The 15,961-nt window shown below is 65.8% G+C and carries 14 protein-coding genes; 10 read left to right on the top strand and 4 right to left on the bottom strand.

Annotated elements, in window-relative coordinates:
• Nucleotides 1-150 precede the first annotated feature (150 nt).
• The 6 genes from ACTJJ4_RS07205 to ACTJJ4_RS07180 all read left to right on the top strand — a co-directional run bounded on the left by ACTJJ4_RS07205 (nt 151) and on the right by ACTJJ4_RS07180 (nt 6,451).
• Nucleotides 151-1,068, top strand: a complete 918-nt coding sequence (locus tag ACTJJ4_RS07205) for a glycosyltransferase family 2 protein (protein WP_440942636.1) — start codon at nt 151-153, stop codon at nt 1,066-1,068.
• Between the two features lie 44 nt (nt 1,069-1,112).
• On the top strand, nt 1,113-1,646 hold the full coding sequence (locus ACTJJ4_RS07200; protein ID WP_440942635.1) for an acyltransferase: 534 nt from the start codon (nt 1,113-1,115) through the stop codon (nt 1,644-1,646).
• A 230-nt stretch (nt 1,647-1,876) separates the two neighbouring features.
• Complete coding sequence (locus ACTJJ4_RS07195) at nt 1,877-2,716, top strand: glycosyltransferase family 4 protein (protein WP_440942634.1); 840 nt, start codon at nt 1,877-1,879, stop codon at nt 2,714-2,716.
• On the top strand, nt 2,713-3,912 hold the full coding sequence (locus tag ACTJJ4_RS07190; protein WP_440942633.1) for a glycosyltransferase family 4 protein: 1,200 nt from the start codon (nt 2,713-2,715) through the stop codon (nt 3,910-3,912). Before ACTJJ4_RS07195 ends, ACTJJ4_RS07190 begins: the two co-directional genes overlap by 4 nt.
• A gap of 29 nt (nt 3,913-3,941) precedes the next feature.
• Nucleotides 3,942-5,165 (top strand): hypothetical protein, encoded by a 1,224-nt coding sequence (locus ACTJJ4_RS07185; protein ID WP_440942632.1) that lies wholly within the window; start codon nt 3,942-3,944, stop codon nt 5,163-5,165.
• Complete coding sequence (locus ACTJJ4_RS07180) at nt 5,162-6,451, top strand: hypothetical protein (protein ID WP_440942631.1); 1,290 nt, start codon at nt 5,162-5,164, stop codon at nt 6,449-6,451. Before ACTJJ4_RS07185 ends, ACTJJ4_RS07180 begins: the two co-directional genes overlap by 4 nt.
• On the opposite strand, the gene ACTJJ4_RS07175 is transcribed toward ACTJJ4_RS07180, so the two are convergent.
• From ACTJJ4_RS07175 to ACTJJ4_RS07160, 4 genes are all read right to left on the bottom strand, one after another.
• Nucleotides 6,386-7,465 carry a glycosyltransferase family 4 protein gene (locus ACTJJ4_RS07175; protein ID WP_440942630.1) on the bottom strand — a complete coding sequence of 360 codons (1,080 nt, stop codon included), beginning with the start codon at nt 7,463-7,465 and terminating at the stop codon, nt 6,386-6,388. The genes ACTJJ4_RS07180 and ACTJJ4_RS07175 overlap by 66 nt on opposite strands.
• Complete coding sequence (locus ACTJJ4_RS07170; RefSeq protein ID WP_440942629.1) at nt 7,462-8,562, bottom strand: glycosyltransferase; 1,101 nt, start codon at nt 8,560-8,562, stop codon at nt 7,462-7,464. Before ACTJJ4_RS07170 ends, ACTJJ4_RS07175 begins: the two co-directional genes overlap by 4 nt.
• A complete protein-coding gene (locus tag ACTJJ4_RS07165; protein ID WP_440942628.1) occupies nt 8,562-9,872 on the bottom strand; it encodes a UDP-glucose dehydrogenase family protein in 1,311 nt (436 codons plus the stop codon). The genes ACTJJ4_RS07170 and ACTJJ4_RS07165 overlap by 1 nt, the downstream gene beginning before the upstream one ends.
• A gap of 117 nt (nt 9,873-9,989) precedes the next feature.
• Nucleotides 9,990-10,646, bottom strand: a complete 657-nt coding sequence (locus ACTJJ4_RS07160; RefSeq protein WP_440942627.1) for a hypothetical protein — start codon at nt 10,644-10,646, stop codon at nt 9,990-9,992.
• 265 nt (nt 10,647-10,911) lie between these two features.
• On the opposite strand from ACTJJ4_RS07160, the gene ACTJJ4_RS07155 reads away from it, so the two are divergent.
• Genes ACTJJ4_RS07155 through ACTJJ4_RS07140 form a run of 4 tightly spaced genes read left to right on the top strand, consistent with a single transcriptional unit; the run spans nt 10,912 to nt 15,952 of the window.
• Nucleotides 10,912-12,315: an O-antigen ligase family protein gene (locus ACTJJ4_RS07155; RefSeq protein ID WP_440942626.1), complete on the top strand. Its 1,404-nt coding sequence runs from the start codon at nt 10,912-10,914 to the stop codon at nt 12,313-12,315.
• 25 nt (nt 12,316-12,340) lie between these two features.
• Entirely contained in the window at nt 12,341-13,909 is a 1,569-nt protein-coding gene (locus ACTJJ4_RS07150; protein ID WP_440942625.1) for a polysaccharide biosynthesis tyrosine autokinase, read from the top strand.
• Nucleotides 13,899-15,044: a glycosyltransferase family 4 protein gene (locus ACTJJ4_RS07145; protein ID WP_440942624.1), complete on the top strand. Its 1,146-nt coding sequence runs from the start codon at nt 13,899-13,901 to the stop codon at nt 15,042-15,044. Before ACTJJ4_RS07150 ends, ACTJJ4_RS07145 begins: the two co-directional genes overlap by 11 nt.
• Entirely contained in the window at nt 15,041-15,952 is a 912-nt protein-coding gene (locus ACTJJ4_RS07140; RefSeq protein WP_440942623.1) for a hypothetical protein, read from the top strand. The genes ACTJJ4_RS07145 and ACTJJ4_RS07140 overlap by 4 nt, the downstream gene beginning before the upstream one ends.
• Nucleotides 15,953-15,961 lie beyond the last annotated feature (9 nt).

Below are 15,961 nucleotides of genomic sequence, written 5' to 3'. Positions count from 1 at the left end.
AGGGATCATGTCAGGGTAACTGAGCCGCTGAGTTCCTTCGCGCAGTGCGATTGACGAGCAATCGAGCGACTAGATTGCGTCTGAGCGTGACAAGATCGCGCGACGAGACGTTGGAGTGAGGTGAACGTCGGTACGATCTGATCGATTGCTATGAACCAGGAAGCGGCGAGACAAGAACAGACCGACGGAGCTTCGCGCCCGCGATTCGGCGTGATGATCTCGACTTTGGGTACGCGCCCGGAACTTCGCGAGCTGCTTCAGAGCCTCGCCACACAGACCGAACCCCCGCACGCGGTCGGAATCGCAGACCAGGGGACTTCTACGCTTGTCGCCGATGTTGTTAGGGAGTTCGAGTCCCGGTTGCCTATCCACCTAACCAGGACGGGAAGTCGTGGGCTCTCCGCCGGGCGTAACGACGCGATCAATGCATCTCCGTCAGACATCACCCACTACCTGTTCCCGAATGACACCTCGACCTACCCAGAGCGACTTCTTGAGGAGCTTGGTGAACACCTGGGGGGTGCTGATGTCTGCGCGATGAGCTACGTGGACAGTCTTGGTGTCAGGAACGCGGCACCGGCTGCTCGCCCACCCGATCTGACACTGGCCGAGGTGTTTTCGATCATCGAGGCTGGCATGGCTGTCTCTGCGCGGCGGCTGCTTGAGGTCGGAGGTTTCGACGAGATGATCGGCACTGGCTCATCGGGTAAGCGGCAGAGCGGCGAAGGCACGGATCTCCTTCTGCGAATGATGCAGCGAGGCCCACTAAGTGTCCGGTGGCTTCCAGAACTCCGAGTCACGGGAGTGACCCAAGGGTACGGGCTGTCTCAAAGCGCAGAGGCAAGCAAAGCCCGACGCTATGGATACGGGTACGGCTACATATTGCAACACTGGCGTTTCCCTGTTGGGCGTCGCATACGCGCCGTCATCGGACCGATCATCCTGTCGCTGCGGCGTCAACTGAGGTGGCGAGTCGGGGTCCAGTCGGCACTGGGTAGGCTGGATGGACTGATCGCTGCGATGCGAGAAACAACACGAAGGCCGGATGCTCTGGGGAGAGATCGCTGATTGAGTGCCTTCGAATCACTGGGGGGATGGGCGGAGGCTGAACGATGGCAGATTGGAATTTTCTTCGGTATCGCCTACTGAAGATACTCAAGGGGGATGAGTATGCGTCACGAGACGCAGGGGTCACGATCGGCGTCGGCTGTCGGATATATTCGAATCTCGCGGCGAGCGAACCGTGGCTGGTGAGCGTGGGGGATCGAACAACTGTCAGTGTTGGAGTGACTGTACTCACACATGATGGAACCGGCTGGCTGTACTCGGACGATCGAGGCCGACGTTATCGATACGCGCCGGTGGCAATTGGCGACGACTGCTTCATCGGTGCGCGAGCCATGCTGATGCCGGGCGTCCGCATCGGAAGCGGAAGCATCGTCGGCGCGGGTTCGGTCGTCACCAAGTCCGTTCCGCCTGGATCCGTGGTGGCAGGCAACCCGGCCCGAATCGTCGCTTCACGTGATGATCTGATGAGCCGAGTCGCGGAGTGGCCGACGGAGGCAGACAAGCGGGGTTCCACCTACCAGGAGAAGGTCGATTCTATCCGCGAGACACAGTTCCGTCCTGAGATGAGGCACGGTTGATCCGTCGGGTGGCATTGGTGACGCCGAGCTTTTCATCCAATTCCCTGGGGCGTACTCACGTTCTATGGCGTCTCGCGCGGCTCAGCGGGATGGAAGTCGTCGTAGCATCAGCCGGAGGGGGGGAGATCTGGCCCCCCCTAGCTGCGGACGAGCTGGTTGCGGACTGCGTTGGAGTCGGGGAGGCAGGCGGGACCGCCCTGCTGGAGAAGACGATCGCTGGTTCCGACCTGGTGATCGCAGTCAAGCCCGTGCCTGCCTCCATGGGAATTGTGGAGCCCGTGGCGCGTCGACTTCATAAGCCACTCGTCGTAGACATTGATGATCCGGATCTCCCTCCGCTGCCATTCGTCCGTCTTACAGCCCGCCAGGTCCTCAAGCCCCGCAAGTACTGGGCAGATACGAAGATTCGACTCGCTGTCGATCGGTATCCGCATATCGTCAGCAACCCTGTGCTCCAGAACTGGCATGGCGGCGTGATCATTCCACATGCGCGCTCTGAAGAGATTCAGGGTGAAGCGCACGCTCGGACCGCTCCCATTGTTGCGTTCGTGGGGACAAACCATCCGCACAAGGGGCTGCACGAAGTTCGTGAGGCGGTTCGAGCGACTCAGAACCTGGGCACGCGGCTCGTCGTCACCGATACTGCGCCTGACGATGCTCGGGCCTGGGAGGAATGGCACGGCCGGACAACGTTGGAAGAGGGACGGAGAATTGTTGCCCACAGCGATGTCGTCTTGTTGCCGAGCCATCCTGATCCCTGGTCGGAAGGGCAGTTGCCTGCCAAGTTGATCGACGCAATGATGGCTGGTCGTGCGATTGCGGTGACGGACGTGGGCCCGATGCGCTGGGCTCTCGGAGACGGTGGGCTGATCGTCCCTTCTCGGAACATCGGAGCACTGGTAGATGTGATCAGGCAGTTCGCTTCGCCCGAACGGCGTGTTCATTTCGGGCAGCGAGCTCGCGCCCGTGCTGTTTCGGAGTTCGGGGAGACGGTCAACGCGAAGAGGTTTGCTCAGATCTGCGAGGACGCAGTTAAGGGCTCAGCCGGTGCACGGGAGGAAAGCAGATGAAGTGGCTGATTCCGCTATCAGAGTTCGCGGGCGTCACCGAACTCACGGGAGGAGTAGGACGCAGGTACGCAGCAGTTCTCGCAGAACTCTCGGCTCTCGGAGTCGAACCGGTCGTTGTCCTCTACCCAGATACGAGGCTGGTCGAGAACCCGGAGCTTCCCCTCGGAATCCAACTGGATGTCGATCGTAGGTGGTCCTGGTTGCCCGCCTTCGTCCGACCAGTTCTTCGTGCCGTCATGTTTCGGCGTCGCATCGCCAAGATCAAACCTGACCTCATCTTCGCGCCCGAGTGGTTGGGAGCAGCAGCTTTCGCACCATCGCGCATTCCGCTAGTGACCAATCTGGTGACCGGGATCGAGCTCATGACTGAGGTCGAAGACTCTGCGGGTGTCGCCGGTTCGTGGCGACGGAGTCTTCAAACGCGCATACAGGGTATGCTCGAGCGGCGGCAAGTCCGGCGCTCGTCAAGAACCATCGGGTGTTCGGTGGCTATCACCAATTGGTACAAGGCAAGATTCACGATGCCGCATGACGCGCAGGTTGTGCGCAACTGTATCGATGTTGAGCGCGTCAGGGCGGGGGCTTCGAACGCTCCATTGCCGGATGGGTGGCCAACACAAGGCACGGTACTCATGCACGCTGGCAGGGTGGAAGCGCGGAAAGGGGCACATGTATCAGCACTCGCCTTCAATCTCATAGCGCGGAAACATCCTGACCTACAGCTCGTGTTCGCCGGTGCGAGAGGTCATACCCTCCCAGAATGGGGCACCGAGGGGGTCCTGTCCCTGATCGATTCTGACCTTCGAGATCGGGTCGTCTTCCTGGGAAATATTCGTAGCGATGCGCTGTATCGAGCCATGGCGGAGGCTGAAGTCTGCATGGTCCCTTCGCTCTGGGAAGCTTTCGGCAACATCGCCCTCGAAGTCAAGGCGAGCGGCACACCGCTGATTGTCACAAGCGGAAGCGGCTTTGACGACTTCTGCGAGGACGGCGTGGATGCCCGGGTCGTACCGCCGGCGGACGAGCGCGCATTGGCGCATGTTGTCTCGGAGATGCTCGGAGACGCGGAGCAAATGAGGACATTAACTCAAAGAGCGGCGATTCAGGTCGATGATTTCAGTGCCGTATCCGTCGCGCGGGACCTCCAGCGAGCAGTGGAGGCTCCACCCCATGTTGATCGGCAATACATAGCATGACCCGTTCTGGAAAGGTCCGCGGATGGCGCATGCTGGGCTACTTGGTCTTGCCATTCACGGGGCTGCTTAGCCCTCTCATTGCCCTGCCTGCGGTAACTTTCAAATACGGTGCGGCCGCATGGGCCGCAATAGCGATCGGTCAGTCCATCGGCATGGCGGCAAGCGCGGTTGGAGAACTCGGGTGGGGGCTGAACGGGCCTCAACGTGTGGCGCGCGCTACCGCCACCAATTCGTATCAGATACTTGTTCTGTCAATTCAATCGAAACTGGTGGTCTTCGCGCCGTTGGCTGTGGTTGTTTCCGCTAGTGCATATATCCTCTCTCCGGAATACCGCGGTGAGTCTGCCGTCATCGCCATTGCATCTCTGGCTGCCGGTCTCAACGCTGTGTGGTTCTATCTGGGAAAGTCGCGGCCGTGGACCGCGATCGTTACTGACGGTCTTCCCCGAATGATCGGAGTACTCGTCGCGGCGGGCTTGCTCCTGGCGGGCGCTCCGTTGATGGTGTACGCACTTGTCGGCCTTCTCCTACCTTGTGTTGTCGGCCCAGTGTTAGGCCTGTTGGTCGCGCGCAGTGGATTGACGCGTCGTTGTGTTCAGCATCGGCCGCGCCAAGTCATCAACGCGATATTCGCGCAGTCGAGTGCCTTTACTGCAAGGCTCGTGAGTGCGCTCTACATCGCGCTCCCCGTGACATTGGTGAGCATCGTGAGTCCGGCGAGCGTTGCAGTATTTGCCGCAGGGGAGCGGCTGATGAGGCTCGGATTGGGAGCGATGGCGTCTGTTCCGAACGGAATGCAGGGGTGGGTCGGTTCAGAGCCGGATCGAATGCGACGTTGGAACCGAGTACGAAGCGCGATATTCCTGAATGTCTTGCTTGGAGTGGTGGCCGCATTGTGTTTCGGGTTTCTTGCCCCGGTGGCATCCAGCCTGATGTTCTCCGGGGCCGCGACAGTCCCGAGCGAGCTTGCTTGGATACTTGCCCTCGTCGTCGTAATCGTGAGCACTTCTCGAGCGACAGGGAATCTTGCTCTGGTTGCCCTGTCTCGAGTACGCATCATCATGTGGAGTGCGATGGCGGGTGCAATAGTCGGTGTTCCCGCGATCCTGATCTTCTCCCGCCTGCTCGGACCGATTGGGGGGGCGATTGGCGAGTTGTCCGCGGAGCTTGTGGTGCTGACGGTTCAGATCGTCGGCGTTGTTTCTACTCGTAGGAGGCACATCTTGCTCTATGGACGGTTGGGTTCTGCATGACTCCTTTGGCGATCCTGATCTTTGGAGTAGTGCTGTTGCTGGCTGTGCGCGCACTTTTCTCCCGTGCGAATCGCGTCCGTGAGGCTTCGCTGACGGTGGCCATCGTAGCGCTTGTGCTCATCCCCACCTTTGGTGTTCGAGCAGAAGTCGTCATTGCTATCAATGCGTCGATTACGCTCGTGCTTCTGATCTCACTTGCGCGCGGAACATCTGCGCCGGGAGCAAAGGTTGCACTCCCGGCCTTCGCCGTTATCTTCGCAGTCTATCTCACAATTTCTGAATCGCTGGGCTCGGGTATTGGACACATCATCAGTGAATGGGTCCGCCTCGCGTTCTTCCTTACGCTCGCAATGGCTGCATTCGCCGACCATTCGTCTGGCCGGAGCACCGTCTTCAAGTCCATCGTATGGTTGCTCCCGATCGAGTTGATCACCGCGGTGGCGGAGCAGCGATTCTCATGGGCCAATGCCTGGCCGCGTGGAGACTCCGGATTTGACGATATCCATCGACGTGTGAATGAGCTTGTGCCTCAAATGGCTGGCCGTTCGCTCGGAACCATGGGGCATCCGATCCTGCTGGGCACGTTCGCCGTCGTTGCCTTCATCGGGTGCATGATTCTCTATCGACACACGAAGCAGAAGAGGTACCTTCTGCTTCTACTCTGCGTGCCGCCGATCATCGCATTGTCGGGGACGAGGAGCGCGGCTGTCGCGTTGATTCTTGTGGTCGCTGCAATGTTTGCATTTATGCCTGGAAGGGCGCTGCTGCTTCGCATTGTTGTGGCGCTGGGGGTCGGGGTTGCCGTCACCACTGTCGATGTCCTCGAACTTCTAGGATTCGGCGGCGTTCAACAAACGTCATCTTATCTGCATAGGAGCGGAGTAATTGGATCGGTTCCGCGACTGTTGGATCGTGATCCGATTTCAGTCATGTTCGGCTCGGGCGTCGCCTCGGGCGGTGAGCTCTTCAATTCGGGGATCATGCAAGGTTACCCGGGATACTACTTCTTCGACAATGAGTATGTTCGGATCCTTGCGTTCGCGGGAGTGATTGGTATCGTCTTGCTTGCGATCGCCTTGGTCAATGGGTTTGTTCGAGTCGACGCTGGCGGGAAGCTCGTCCTGCTCGCAATGTGCGTGTTCATGGCAAGTTACGATGTGATGACTTGGGACTTCAGTTACGCGATGATCTTCGTTGCTATGACAGCCAAATGGGGAGACTCAGCTACGCAAATGACGGTCGCTCCGGATCATCTCGTCGAGGTGCAAGGAGATGACGCCCGCTGAGCGCTCCCAGCTCCGACGTCCAACATTCGAATGTCCTGCGGCGCGGAGCCGTTGGCGCGCATCGGCATCAGCGTCGAGTGTCAGGAACGCGTCAGACATGGACTTCGTGTCGCTTGGATCGAAGAACAGTGCAGAATCTCCGAGCGCCTCCCGCACGGGCGGGATGTCAGCAGCCGCGACCGGGGCGCCCGCAGATTGCGCCTCAAGAGGAGGCACGCCGAATCCCTCGTACAGCGACGGGAAGATGAATCCGCGGGCGCCTGCATAGAGCTCCTGCAACCGCCGGTCGTCTACGCGGCCGAGGAGCTCCACGCCCGAGGCCGCACGGGGAGAACCATCCGACCGTGCCATCGACGCCGGGCGCGCACTTCCTACGAGCCGCAATGTCGTCGTGCTTCCCGATTCCGCACGATAGCGCTCGAAGGCGTCCACCATCCGGTCGATGTTCTTGTGCGGGAGGAATGAGGCGACGGCCAGGAAATAGGCGGGATCGCTTTCCTGGTGCGGGCGGCGGAACTCGGATCCGGCGGCGTTCGGTACGACTCTGATCTTCTCCAAGTCGATGCCGTACACGTCTACGATCTCCCGACGGGAGAACTCACTCACTGTGATCACCTGTCGAGCGCGGTGAAGCGTCAATGATGACAGCATCCGATAGGCGACGCGGAACCGCTTCGTATACGTCTGCGGGAACCGCACGTACGTCACGTCATGATGCGTGACCACCTGGTTCCGGTACAGCACGGGGCCGGTGTTCATCAACGACAGGAGCAGCGGTGAGCCGTGCTCGCGGCGAAGCATGCGGGGCAGGTCCCATTGCTCCCACCTGTGACCACTCGCTGTCCCGATCTGCTCGACCTCCCGTCCGCCGAGACCTGTGTGGCGGAGAGCGCCGGGCGGTGCGAACAGCCGCACATCTTCGCGAGTCCTCGCGAGCTCCGCCGTGATCTCCTCAGCGAAGCGTTGGACGCCCGTGAGGTCCTGAGTGAGAAACCGGCAGTTGATGGCGATCATGAGACGAACCGGTCGATGTGCTCGCGGAACGCAGGTTCGTCGAATCGTGCGGTCGTCTCGTGTGCATCGAAACTCGGCAGTGACGCGGCTCGCCGCACGGCATCCGCAAGGTCCCCGGCATCCGTCGATGCGGCTGCGATCCCGCTCACGCCGTCCACGAACGTCTCCACCTGCCCGCCCACCGGGCCGGTGACGACCGGAGTGCCCGAGGCCTGCGCCTCGACGGGGACGATGCCGAAGTCCTCCACCGGGGGGAAGACGAATACACTGGCGAGCTGCATGAGCGCGTAGAGCAGCGCATCCGAGGGAGAGACGACGATCCGCACAGGCACCTTCGCGGCCGCGGCGATCGCGCGCAGGCGCTGTTCCTCCGGGCCGCGACCTGCGATGACGACGGGCAGACCGGTCCGTTCACCGGCGGCGATCACAAGGTCCAGCCGCTTATAGGGGATGAACCGCGAGGCGCCGAGGATGAACGGGGTCGGCAGCTGCTCCAGCAGGCGCAGCTCCTCGGCATCCGTCACCTGCGTGCGCCAGTCGCTCTCCGAGAGGATCCGCTCCACGGCGACCGGTGGGTGGATCACGATCGCCTCGCGCTCCCAGGCCTGGGCGATCCTGTCGCGCACGAACGCGCTGTTCGCCGCGATCGCCGCGGCCTCCTGCGCGCGCCGGCGGTCGATGCGCTGGAAGAGCGGCGAGACGGCCTTGACGGCCAGGCTGTTGCCGCGCTCATCCAACTCGGGATTCCAGATGTACCTCGCCGGCGTGTGGGCATAGACGTACTTCGGCACGTCACGACCGGCGAGTGTCGCATGGTGGGCGAACAGGTGCGAGCTCACCAGCATCCACTCGTAGTCGCGCGAGGCCGGCAGACCCCGCCAGGCGCTCACCGTGAACGGCAGCGCCAGAGCCTTGTGTCGACGCAGCGGTGTGCGCGCCAGCCACGTCTCGCGAACAGCGCGGTTAGCGAAACGGTGCGGAGCGTCGTCCCAGAGGCACTGGATGTCGGCGTCGGGAAAGGCCCGCGCCATGGCCTCGAGCACGTTCTCCGCCCCACCCGAGGACTCGATCCACTCGTGGACGAGCAGCCCCGTCACTAGGGCCGCCCCATCCCGAAGTACGACCAGCCGGCGGCACGCCATGCAGCGGCATCCAGGCCGTTGCGGCCGTCGACCACCACGCGTCCGTCGGTCAGCGACGCGGCGTGCTCCGGCGACAGCTCACGACGGTACTCGTCCCACTCGGTCACCATCACCACGGCCGCGGCACCGCGGATCGTCTCGTCGCGGTCCGCCTCGAAGGTCAGCTGCGGGTGCAGCCTGCGCGCGTTCTCGATCGCCTGCGGATCGGTGACGACCACGTCCGCACCCAGCCCGTTGAGCCGGACGGCCACGTCGAGGGCGGGGGAGTCGCGCACGTCGTCGCTGTGGGGCTTGAACGCCGCACCCAGCACGGCCACCTTCTTGCCGTACACGCTGCCGCCCAGGCCATCGACGACGAGCTGGACCGCCCGGTCACGGCGGCGCAGGTTGATCGCGTCGACCTCGCGCAGGAAGTTCACCGACTCGCCCCGGCCGAGCTCCTCGGCTCGCGCGGCGAAAGCGCGGATGTCCTTCGGCAGGCACCCGCCGCCGAATCCGATTCCCGCCCCGAGGAACTTGCGGCCGATCCGCGCGTCGTGGCCGATGGCGTCGGCGAGCTGCGTGACATCGGCTCCGGTCGCCTCGGCGATCTCGGCCATCGCGTTGATGAACGAGATCTTGGTGGCGAGGAACGCGTTCGCCGAGACCTTCACCAGTTCGGCGGTGGCGTAGTCGGTGACGATGAACGGAGTGCCCTTCGCGACCGCCGGGTGGTACACCTCGCGCAGCACCTCGGCCGCGCGCTCTCCCTCCGCTCCCGACGGGACGCCGGCGACGAGGCGGTCCGGGTCAATGGTGTCCTGCACCGCCCAGCCCTCGCGCAGGAACTCCGGGTTCCACACGAGCACCGCCCCGGCGGCGGAGATGCGCGGCGCCAGCTCGGCCGCCGTGCCGACGGGCACCGTCGACTTGCCGGCGACGATGTCGCCCGCGGACAGATGGGGGAGCAGGTCGTCGATCGCGGTGTTCACGTAGGTGAGATCGGCGGCGTGGCCGCCGGCCTGCTGGGGCGTGCCGACTCCGACGAAATGGACCTTCGCGCCCGCAGCGGCGGAGGCATCCGTCGTGAACGACAGGCGGCCGGACGCGATGCCCTCGGTGAGCAGCTGCTGCAGACCGGGCTCGAAGAACGGCGCCTCGCCCTTGGTGAGCGACTCGATCTTGCGGGGATCGACGTCGACTCCGACCACCTCGTGGCCGATGGATGCCATCGCGGCTGCGTGCACCGCACCGAGATAGCCGCAGCCGAACACAGAAAGACGCATGTACTTTTCCTCCCCAGAAAGCAACGCCTCCATCATCCCCTATCGGAGTGACGTGCGTTGTCCCGCGGGAAAGCGAAAGGCGCGCCCCGGACGGGACGCGCCTTTCGATGGAGTCGTTCAGAGAACGCCGGCGTTGGCGAGCATGTTGATGTTCGAGCCGGAGAGCTGGGCGAACTCGACACCGTTCGACTGCAGCGAGACGACGACGGTCACCGAGGTGGCGACACCCAGGCTGATGTTCAGTCCCTCGCGCCCGGTGGCACCCCACGTCGTGTCGAAGTCGAGGGCCGCGTTGGGCGCGATGGTACCGAGGCTGTAGGTGGCAGCCGTGTCCTGCGCGTAGGTCGTGCCGAGGAGCGCGACCGAGGCGATCTCCCGATCGGTGATGGTGATGTTGCCCACGCGAGTCCCACCTGCGACGGCGGAAGGAGCGAAACCACGCAGCTTGGTCGTGCCGACCGGCACGGTGATGTTCAGGCCGGCAGTGCTCAGTGCGGCGGTGAAGACCGCGGTCACGTTGGGCAGCTCGGTGGCGCCGTTGGTGATCCTGAACTGCGTCGGAGCGGACGGGAGCACGCTGGCGGACACCGTGCCGGAGTTGTCGAGCAGGCCGAGAGTCAGGAGCTGGGTGTTTGCCTGCGTCCACTGCGCGCTGGCCGTGCCGGTCGAAGCGGCAGCCAGCGGGGTGGCGGCGGCGACGGCGACGACGGGAAGCGACCAGGCGGCGCCCTTGACGAGGGTGCGGCGCGAGACGTTGGTGTTTTCGATGGTCATGTTTCTCCTGGAATTCGTACGCAAGGCGCTGTGAAGAAGAGCAGTGCCGCCCGGGGGAGCGGCGAGACGTCAACTCGCCGTGCCGCTCGGGGGAGCGGCCGATGCCAGATGACAGTTCTGACAATGGCGGAGATGTCGCATAGTGAACCCGGCCGTGTCGCCTACTGATCGAAGAGCGACGGAAAACGATCGCCGAGACGTCGTGGCGGCCCGGTGAGCGGGTGGACGAAGGTCATATGGGCGGGCGCTGGGGGATACTTGCCTGATGGGGACGGGGACCGTGAGGTCGCGGTTGGGTGAGTTCTGGGCGGATGCCTGGCGCTGGTGCCTTTTCGCGCTCGGAGTCGTGTTCGCCGTCTACCTGCTGCTCGACCGCGGCATCCCGAACGGCGCCGTCGCGGCATCCGTCGTCGCCGCCCTCACCGTGGGCGTCGTGCTCACGGCATCCGAGCCCCTCGCCATCGCCCTGATGGCGACACCCGCCCTGCTCGTCACCGAGCGCCTCGGACTGGGCGGAGCCGATCTCACCGTCTCCGACGCGGCACTCGCCGCGGCGCTCGGCGCCGCCGTGCTGCTCGGCAAGCACGACTACAGCCCGCCGATGCGGGTGATGCTCTGGGCGAACCTCGGCTACCAGTTCGCCTCCCTGCTCACGGTGATCGTCAACCCCTACATGCAGAACACCGTCGAGTGGGTGCACGCGTGGCTGCTGGTCTCGGGCGCGCTGATCGTGGGATGGGTGATCGGAAGGGCGGGCCGGGCGCGCCTCGCCTTCATCCTCATCCTGGGCGCGACCGGCGTGATCGCGGCGGGCACCTTCGGCACCGCGATCGGACACGCCCTGCACGGGGAGTTCAGCGCCGTCTACCCCACCTGGCCGTGGCCGATGCACAAGAACTTCGCCGGCGGCATGCTCGGCTTCGCCGCCTTCATCGCCTACGTCAACCCCGACTGGGCCCGCATCGACCGCCGCTGGGCCCGGGCGGCGTTCGTCGTGTTCCTGATCGCCCTGCTGCTGACGCAGTCCCGGCAGGCCGGCATCGGGCTGGCCCTCGCGCTGCTCGTGCACACGCTGCGGCGAGGCGCTGCGAAGCACATCGTGCTCATCATCGTGCTCGCCATCCCCGGCATCTATCTGGTCGTGCAGAGCGTGTTCGATCAGATCGACTCGCAGAACCGGTTCAACTCCTTCTACCAGCGCGTCGACTGGCTGCGCGAGGTGTACGCGTTCTGGAAGCACTCGCCGGTCTTCGGCCACGGACTGCGGTACTGGTACGTGCAGCCGGGGGCGAACTTCCAGCCGCCGCAGGCCGAGGTCGAGGTGCTCGCCTCGACGGGGATCGTCGGCCTGATCGGTTTCATCGCGATGTGGGCGGTGATGCTGATCGCATTGTGGCGCGTCGCTCCGAGGTTCGGGATGCTGGCCTTCGGCCTCGTCTTCGCGCGTATCGCGCAGGCCCAGTTCGACCTCTTCTGGGTCGCCGCGCAGGTGTCGGTCCCGTTCTTCGTCGCGGGCGTCTGCCTGGGCGCGCAGGCCCTCGCCCACGAACACGATCCCACCCAGCCGTTCTGGGCGATACGGGAGAAGAAGAGCCGACGAGACCGCGATCTCGAGCTGCCCGAGCGGGTGCTGGTCAGATCGGGCGTACGAAGGGCCCAGCACATATGATCGAGCGAGACAGAGGGGTGCGGGGATGAGGCTTCGCGACTACGGCAACGCGTTCCGCCGTTACTGGCTGGCGATACTGCTGATGATCGCGGTCGGCGCGGGGGTGGGCTTCGGCTGGGCCAAGCTGCAGACACCGGTGTACCAGGCCGACGCCAGCGGGTACATCACCGCGGGCAGCAAGTTCGACACCTCCACCTTCTCTCCCGGTCAGGTCGACGGGCTCGCCAAGGCGAAGGTGCCGACGTACCTCGACATGGCCACCTGGCGGTCCGTGGCCGAGCGCGCCGGCGAGGAGATCGGGTCGAAACTGTCGCCCGAGGCGCTGGCACAGCTGATCACCGTCGAGAACCCGCAGGGCACGGCGATCCTCAAGATCTCCGCGCGCGCAGCGACGCCGGAAGCCGCCCGCGACATCGCGTCGGCCTGGGTCACTGCGCTCGCCGCCGAGATCGATCGCGTCGAGGGCGACGGCAACCCCGAGAGCGCCGAACTGACCATCAAGCTCGGCGAGTCGGCATCCCTCCCGTCGTCTCCCGTCTTCCCCGACACCAGGCTCGCGATGATCGTCGGGGTCGTGCTCGGCCTCGGCGGGGGCATCGCCTTCGCCCTGGTGCGTGCCATGGCCGATCGCCGGCTGCGGACTGCGACCGACGTGGAGCAGCGACTGCACATCCCCGTCGCCGGTACCCTCCCCGATGTGGGCTCCCTCGCCGACGGACACCGTCTGTACCGGCCCGGCGATGTCGCCGAGGACGCCAAGGCGCAGCGCGCGGACTTCGCCGTGCGCGAGTCGCTGCGGATGCTGCGCACCAACCTGCAGTTCATGAACGTCGACAACCCGCCGCGCCGTATCGTCGTCACCAGCGCGCTGCCGGGCGAGGGCAAGTCGACGGTGGCGGCGAACCTCGCCGGCACACTGGCCGCCAACGGCGCTCACGTGATCCTCGTGGACGGCGATCTGCGTCGCCCCACCGTGGCGGAGAGCACCGGAATCGACGGCGCGGTCGGTCTCACCGACGTGCTCGCCGGTCGGCTGGAGATCACGGATGCTCTGCGACGAGTGCAGGGCGTGCCGAACCTGCTCGTGCTGCCGGCCGGGACCCTCCCGCCGAACCCCAGCGAGCTGGCGGGGTCGGAGCGGATGCACAAGCTGCTGGCCGACCTCGCGAAGCACGCGATCGTGATCATCGACGCGCCTCCGCTGCTCGCCGTCACCGACGGCGCCGTGCTCACACGGGCCGCAGACGGCGCCCTCATCGTCGTGTCCGCCGGGCACACCAGCTACGACACCGTCGACGACGCGGTCGCCGTACTGGAGAAGATCCACGGCCACGTGCTCGGCGTCGTGCTGAACCGCGTGGCAGTGCCCAATGCCGGAGCGTACGGCGCCTACGCCTACGACGCGAAGCAGCCGCGGAGCTCGGATGCCGCCGCCGGACGCGCGGAGGACAAGCCGGTCGCGGCTCCTGCGGCATCCGCCGAGGTCGTGACCGCGCCCGAACCGGGCCGCCGTCGCGGCGTCCGGAAGAGCACGGACGAGGACGTCATGACCGAGCTGTTCGGCAGGACTTCTGCTGACGACAGTGGCCGCTGACGGGGGCCGGCGACTGCGCATCGCACTGATCGCCTCGTCGTACGCCCCGCACATCGGCGGCGTCGAGGAGCACGTGGCGCAGGTGTCGCGCGCACTGCGATCCCAGGGGCACGAGGTCGAGGTCTGGTCCGTCGACAGGGGGCGGCGCCCCGCCGCATCCGCTCTCGAGACGCCTCCGGTGCGCTACCTGCCCACGCCGCTGCCCGCGCGCACCGCGGCGGCCCTGCTCCGCTACGCGCTCGCGGGTCCTGCGGCCTGGCGGCGGTGGCGTGCGGCGGCGCGCGAGTTCCGACCCGACGCGCTGGTCGTGCAGTGCTTCGGCCCCAACGGCGTGTACGCGCTGCGGCTGCACCGGGCCACCGGCATCCCGCTGATGGTCGTCTCGCACGGCGAGACGCTGGGCGACGACAACGGCGCCTTCGCACGATCGCGGCTGCTGCGAGACTCGCTGCGCGCGGCGCTCGCCGCCTCGTCCGCCCACGCGGCCCCCAGCCGTTACGTGCTCGACGACCTCACCGCGCGCTTCGGCGCCGGTGAGGGCACGATCATCCCCAACGGCGTGGGCCGGATGCCATCGTTCGACGCGCCCGCGCGCGAGCAGGATCTGCTCGTCGCGGTCGGGCGGCTGGGGCGGATGAAGGGCTTCGACCTGCTCATCGATGCGTTCGCCGGGGTGGAGCACGGACGACTGGAGATCGTCGGCGACGGGCCGGAGCGCGAGGCGCTGACGCAGCAGATCAGCGCACTCGGTCTGGGCGATCGCGTGCGCCTACTGGGTGAGCGCGATGCGGCGGGGGTCGCGGAGCGCATCGCGGCGGCGACGGCGGTGGTCGTCCCCAGCCGTTCGGAGTCGTTCGGCATCGTCGCGCTGGAGGCCTGGCGCGGCGGCGCGCCCCTGGTGATGACGAGCCGCGGGGGCGCCGCCGAGTTCATCCGGGACGGGGAGGACGGGCTGCTGGTGGACCCGGAGGACGCCTCGGCGCTGACGGAAGCCCTGCGGCGGATGCTTTCGGATGCCCCGCTGCGCGACCAGCTCGCTGCGGCGGGCCTCGAGCGCGTGAAGGCCTTCAGCTGGCCGCGCGTGGCGCTGCTCTACGACATGGTGCTGCGGGCCATCGTGGGGCGTCGACGATGACGCCGTCGCTCAAGTACGAGGGCGCGCTGCGCCGGCGCGCGCGCCAGCTGCGACGCCTGATCGCCGCGGGCGGGCACCGTGCCGCCTGGGGAGCGGCGGTTGTGCCCGCGTACTGGTGGGACGGGCATCCGAACTTCGGCGACGCGCTCACGCCTTGGCTGCTGCCGCGCTACGGCATCGTGCCCGTGTATCGGGAGCCGCGCCGGGCGCGCCTGGCGGGGGTGGGCAGCCTGCTCGAGTTCTTCTCCTCCGACTACGACGGCGCGATCTGGGGCACCGGGTTGATGACCGACGTCGAGCAGCGGATGCCCTCGGCATCCGTGCTCGCGCTGCGCGGCCCGCTCACGGCGGAGCGCATCGGGGCCGGCGAGGTGCCCTACGGCGACCCGGGCCTGCTCGTGGCGCGGCACGTGCGCCGGCCGGCGCGGCGCTCGGCAGTGGTCGCCGTTCCCCACGGCCACCACCGTGGGCACGAGGGGCTCGCGGCGCTGCTGGCGAGCGAGCCCGGGCGGGCGCGCACCGTGAACGTGCATCAGAGGGCCGGGGCTGCCGTGCGCGAGATCGCGTCGGGAGAAGCCGTGCTCACCACGTCATTGCATGGGCTGATCACTGCGGACGCGTACGGCATCCCCGCGGTCTGGACCGTGCTCGAGCCCGCGCTGACCGGCGGCGACTTCAAATTCCGCGACTACGAGGCCGCTGTCACTCCTGGACGCACCCGGTACGTCGACTTCGGCGATCTGCGCACGCTCGACGACGTGCAGCGGCTTGTTCGCTCGGCGGATGCTGCCCGCGTGACCGCGCTCGCCGACGGGCTGGAGCGCTCGCTCGCCCGCCTCACCGACGTGATCCCCGCTCTGCCGCGTTACCCGCTGGGGGTGCTGCGCCGCCAGCCCCACGAGGTGTGACGGCCGAGC

The sequence above is a fragment of the Microbacterium sp. 22195 genome (assembly GCF_052056515.1).
In the GTDB taxonomy this organism is placed as follows: domain Bacteria; phylum Actinomycetota; class Actinomycetes; order Actinomycetales; family Microbacteriaceae; genus Microbacterium.
Note: the sequence above shows the minus strand (reverse complement) of the source record. Positions and strands in the feature narration are given on the sequence as shown.

Bases quoted from the DNA above. Each gene is read 5' to 3' on its own strand.
- ACTJJ4_RS07200 (WP_440942635.1), top strand. From the start codon at position 1,113: ATGGCAGATTGGAATTTTCTTCGGTATCGCCTACTGAAGATACTCAAG.
- ACTJJ4_RS07140 (WP_440942623.1), top strand. From the start codon at position 15,041: ATGACGCCGTCGCTCAAGTACGAGGGCGCGCTGCGCCGGCGCGCGCGC.
- ACTJJ4_RS07165 (WP_440942628.1), bottom strand. From the start codon at position 9,872: ATGCGTCTTTCTGTGTTCGGCTGCGGCTATCTCGGTGCGGTGCACGCA.
- ACTJJ4_RS07150 (WP_440942625.1), top strand. From the start codon at position 12,341: ATGAGGCTTCGCGACTACGGCAACGCGTTCCGCCGTTACTGGCTGGCG.
- ACTJJ4_RS07160 (WP_440942627.1), bottom strand. From the start codon at position 10,646: ATGACCATCGAAAACACCAACGTCTCGCGCCGCACCCTCGTCAAGGGC.
- ACTJJ4_RS07190 (WP_440942633.1), top strand. From the start codon at position 2,713: ATGAAGTGGCTGATTCCGCTATCAGAGTTCGCGGGCGTCACCGAACTC.
- ACTJJ4_RS07155 (WP_440942626.1), top strand. From the start codon at position 10,912: ATGGGGACGGGGACCGTGAGGTCGCGGTTGGGTGAGTTCTGGGCGGAT.
- ACTJJ4_RS07185 (WP_440942632.1), top strand. From the start codon at position 3,942: ATGCTGGGCTACTTGGTCTTGCCATTCACGGGGCTGCTTAGCCCTCTC.
- ACTJJ4_RS07175 (WP_440942630.1), bottom strand. From the start codon at position 7,465: ATGATCGCCATCAACTGCCGGTTTCTCACTCAGGACCTCACGGGCGTC.
- ACTJJ4_RS07180 (WP_440942631.1), top strand. From the start codon at position 5,162: ATGACTCCTTTGGCGATCCTGATCTTTGGAGTAGTGCTGTTGCTGGCT.
- ACTJJ4_RS07205 (WP_440942636.1), top strand. From the start codon at position 151: ATGAACCAGGAAGCGGCGAGACAAGAACAGACCGACGGAGCTTCGCGC.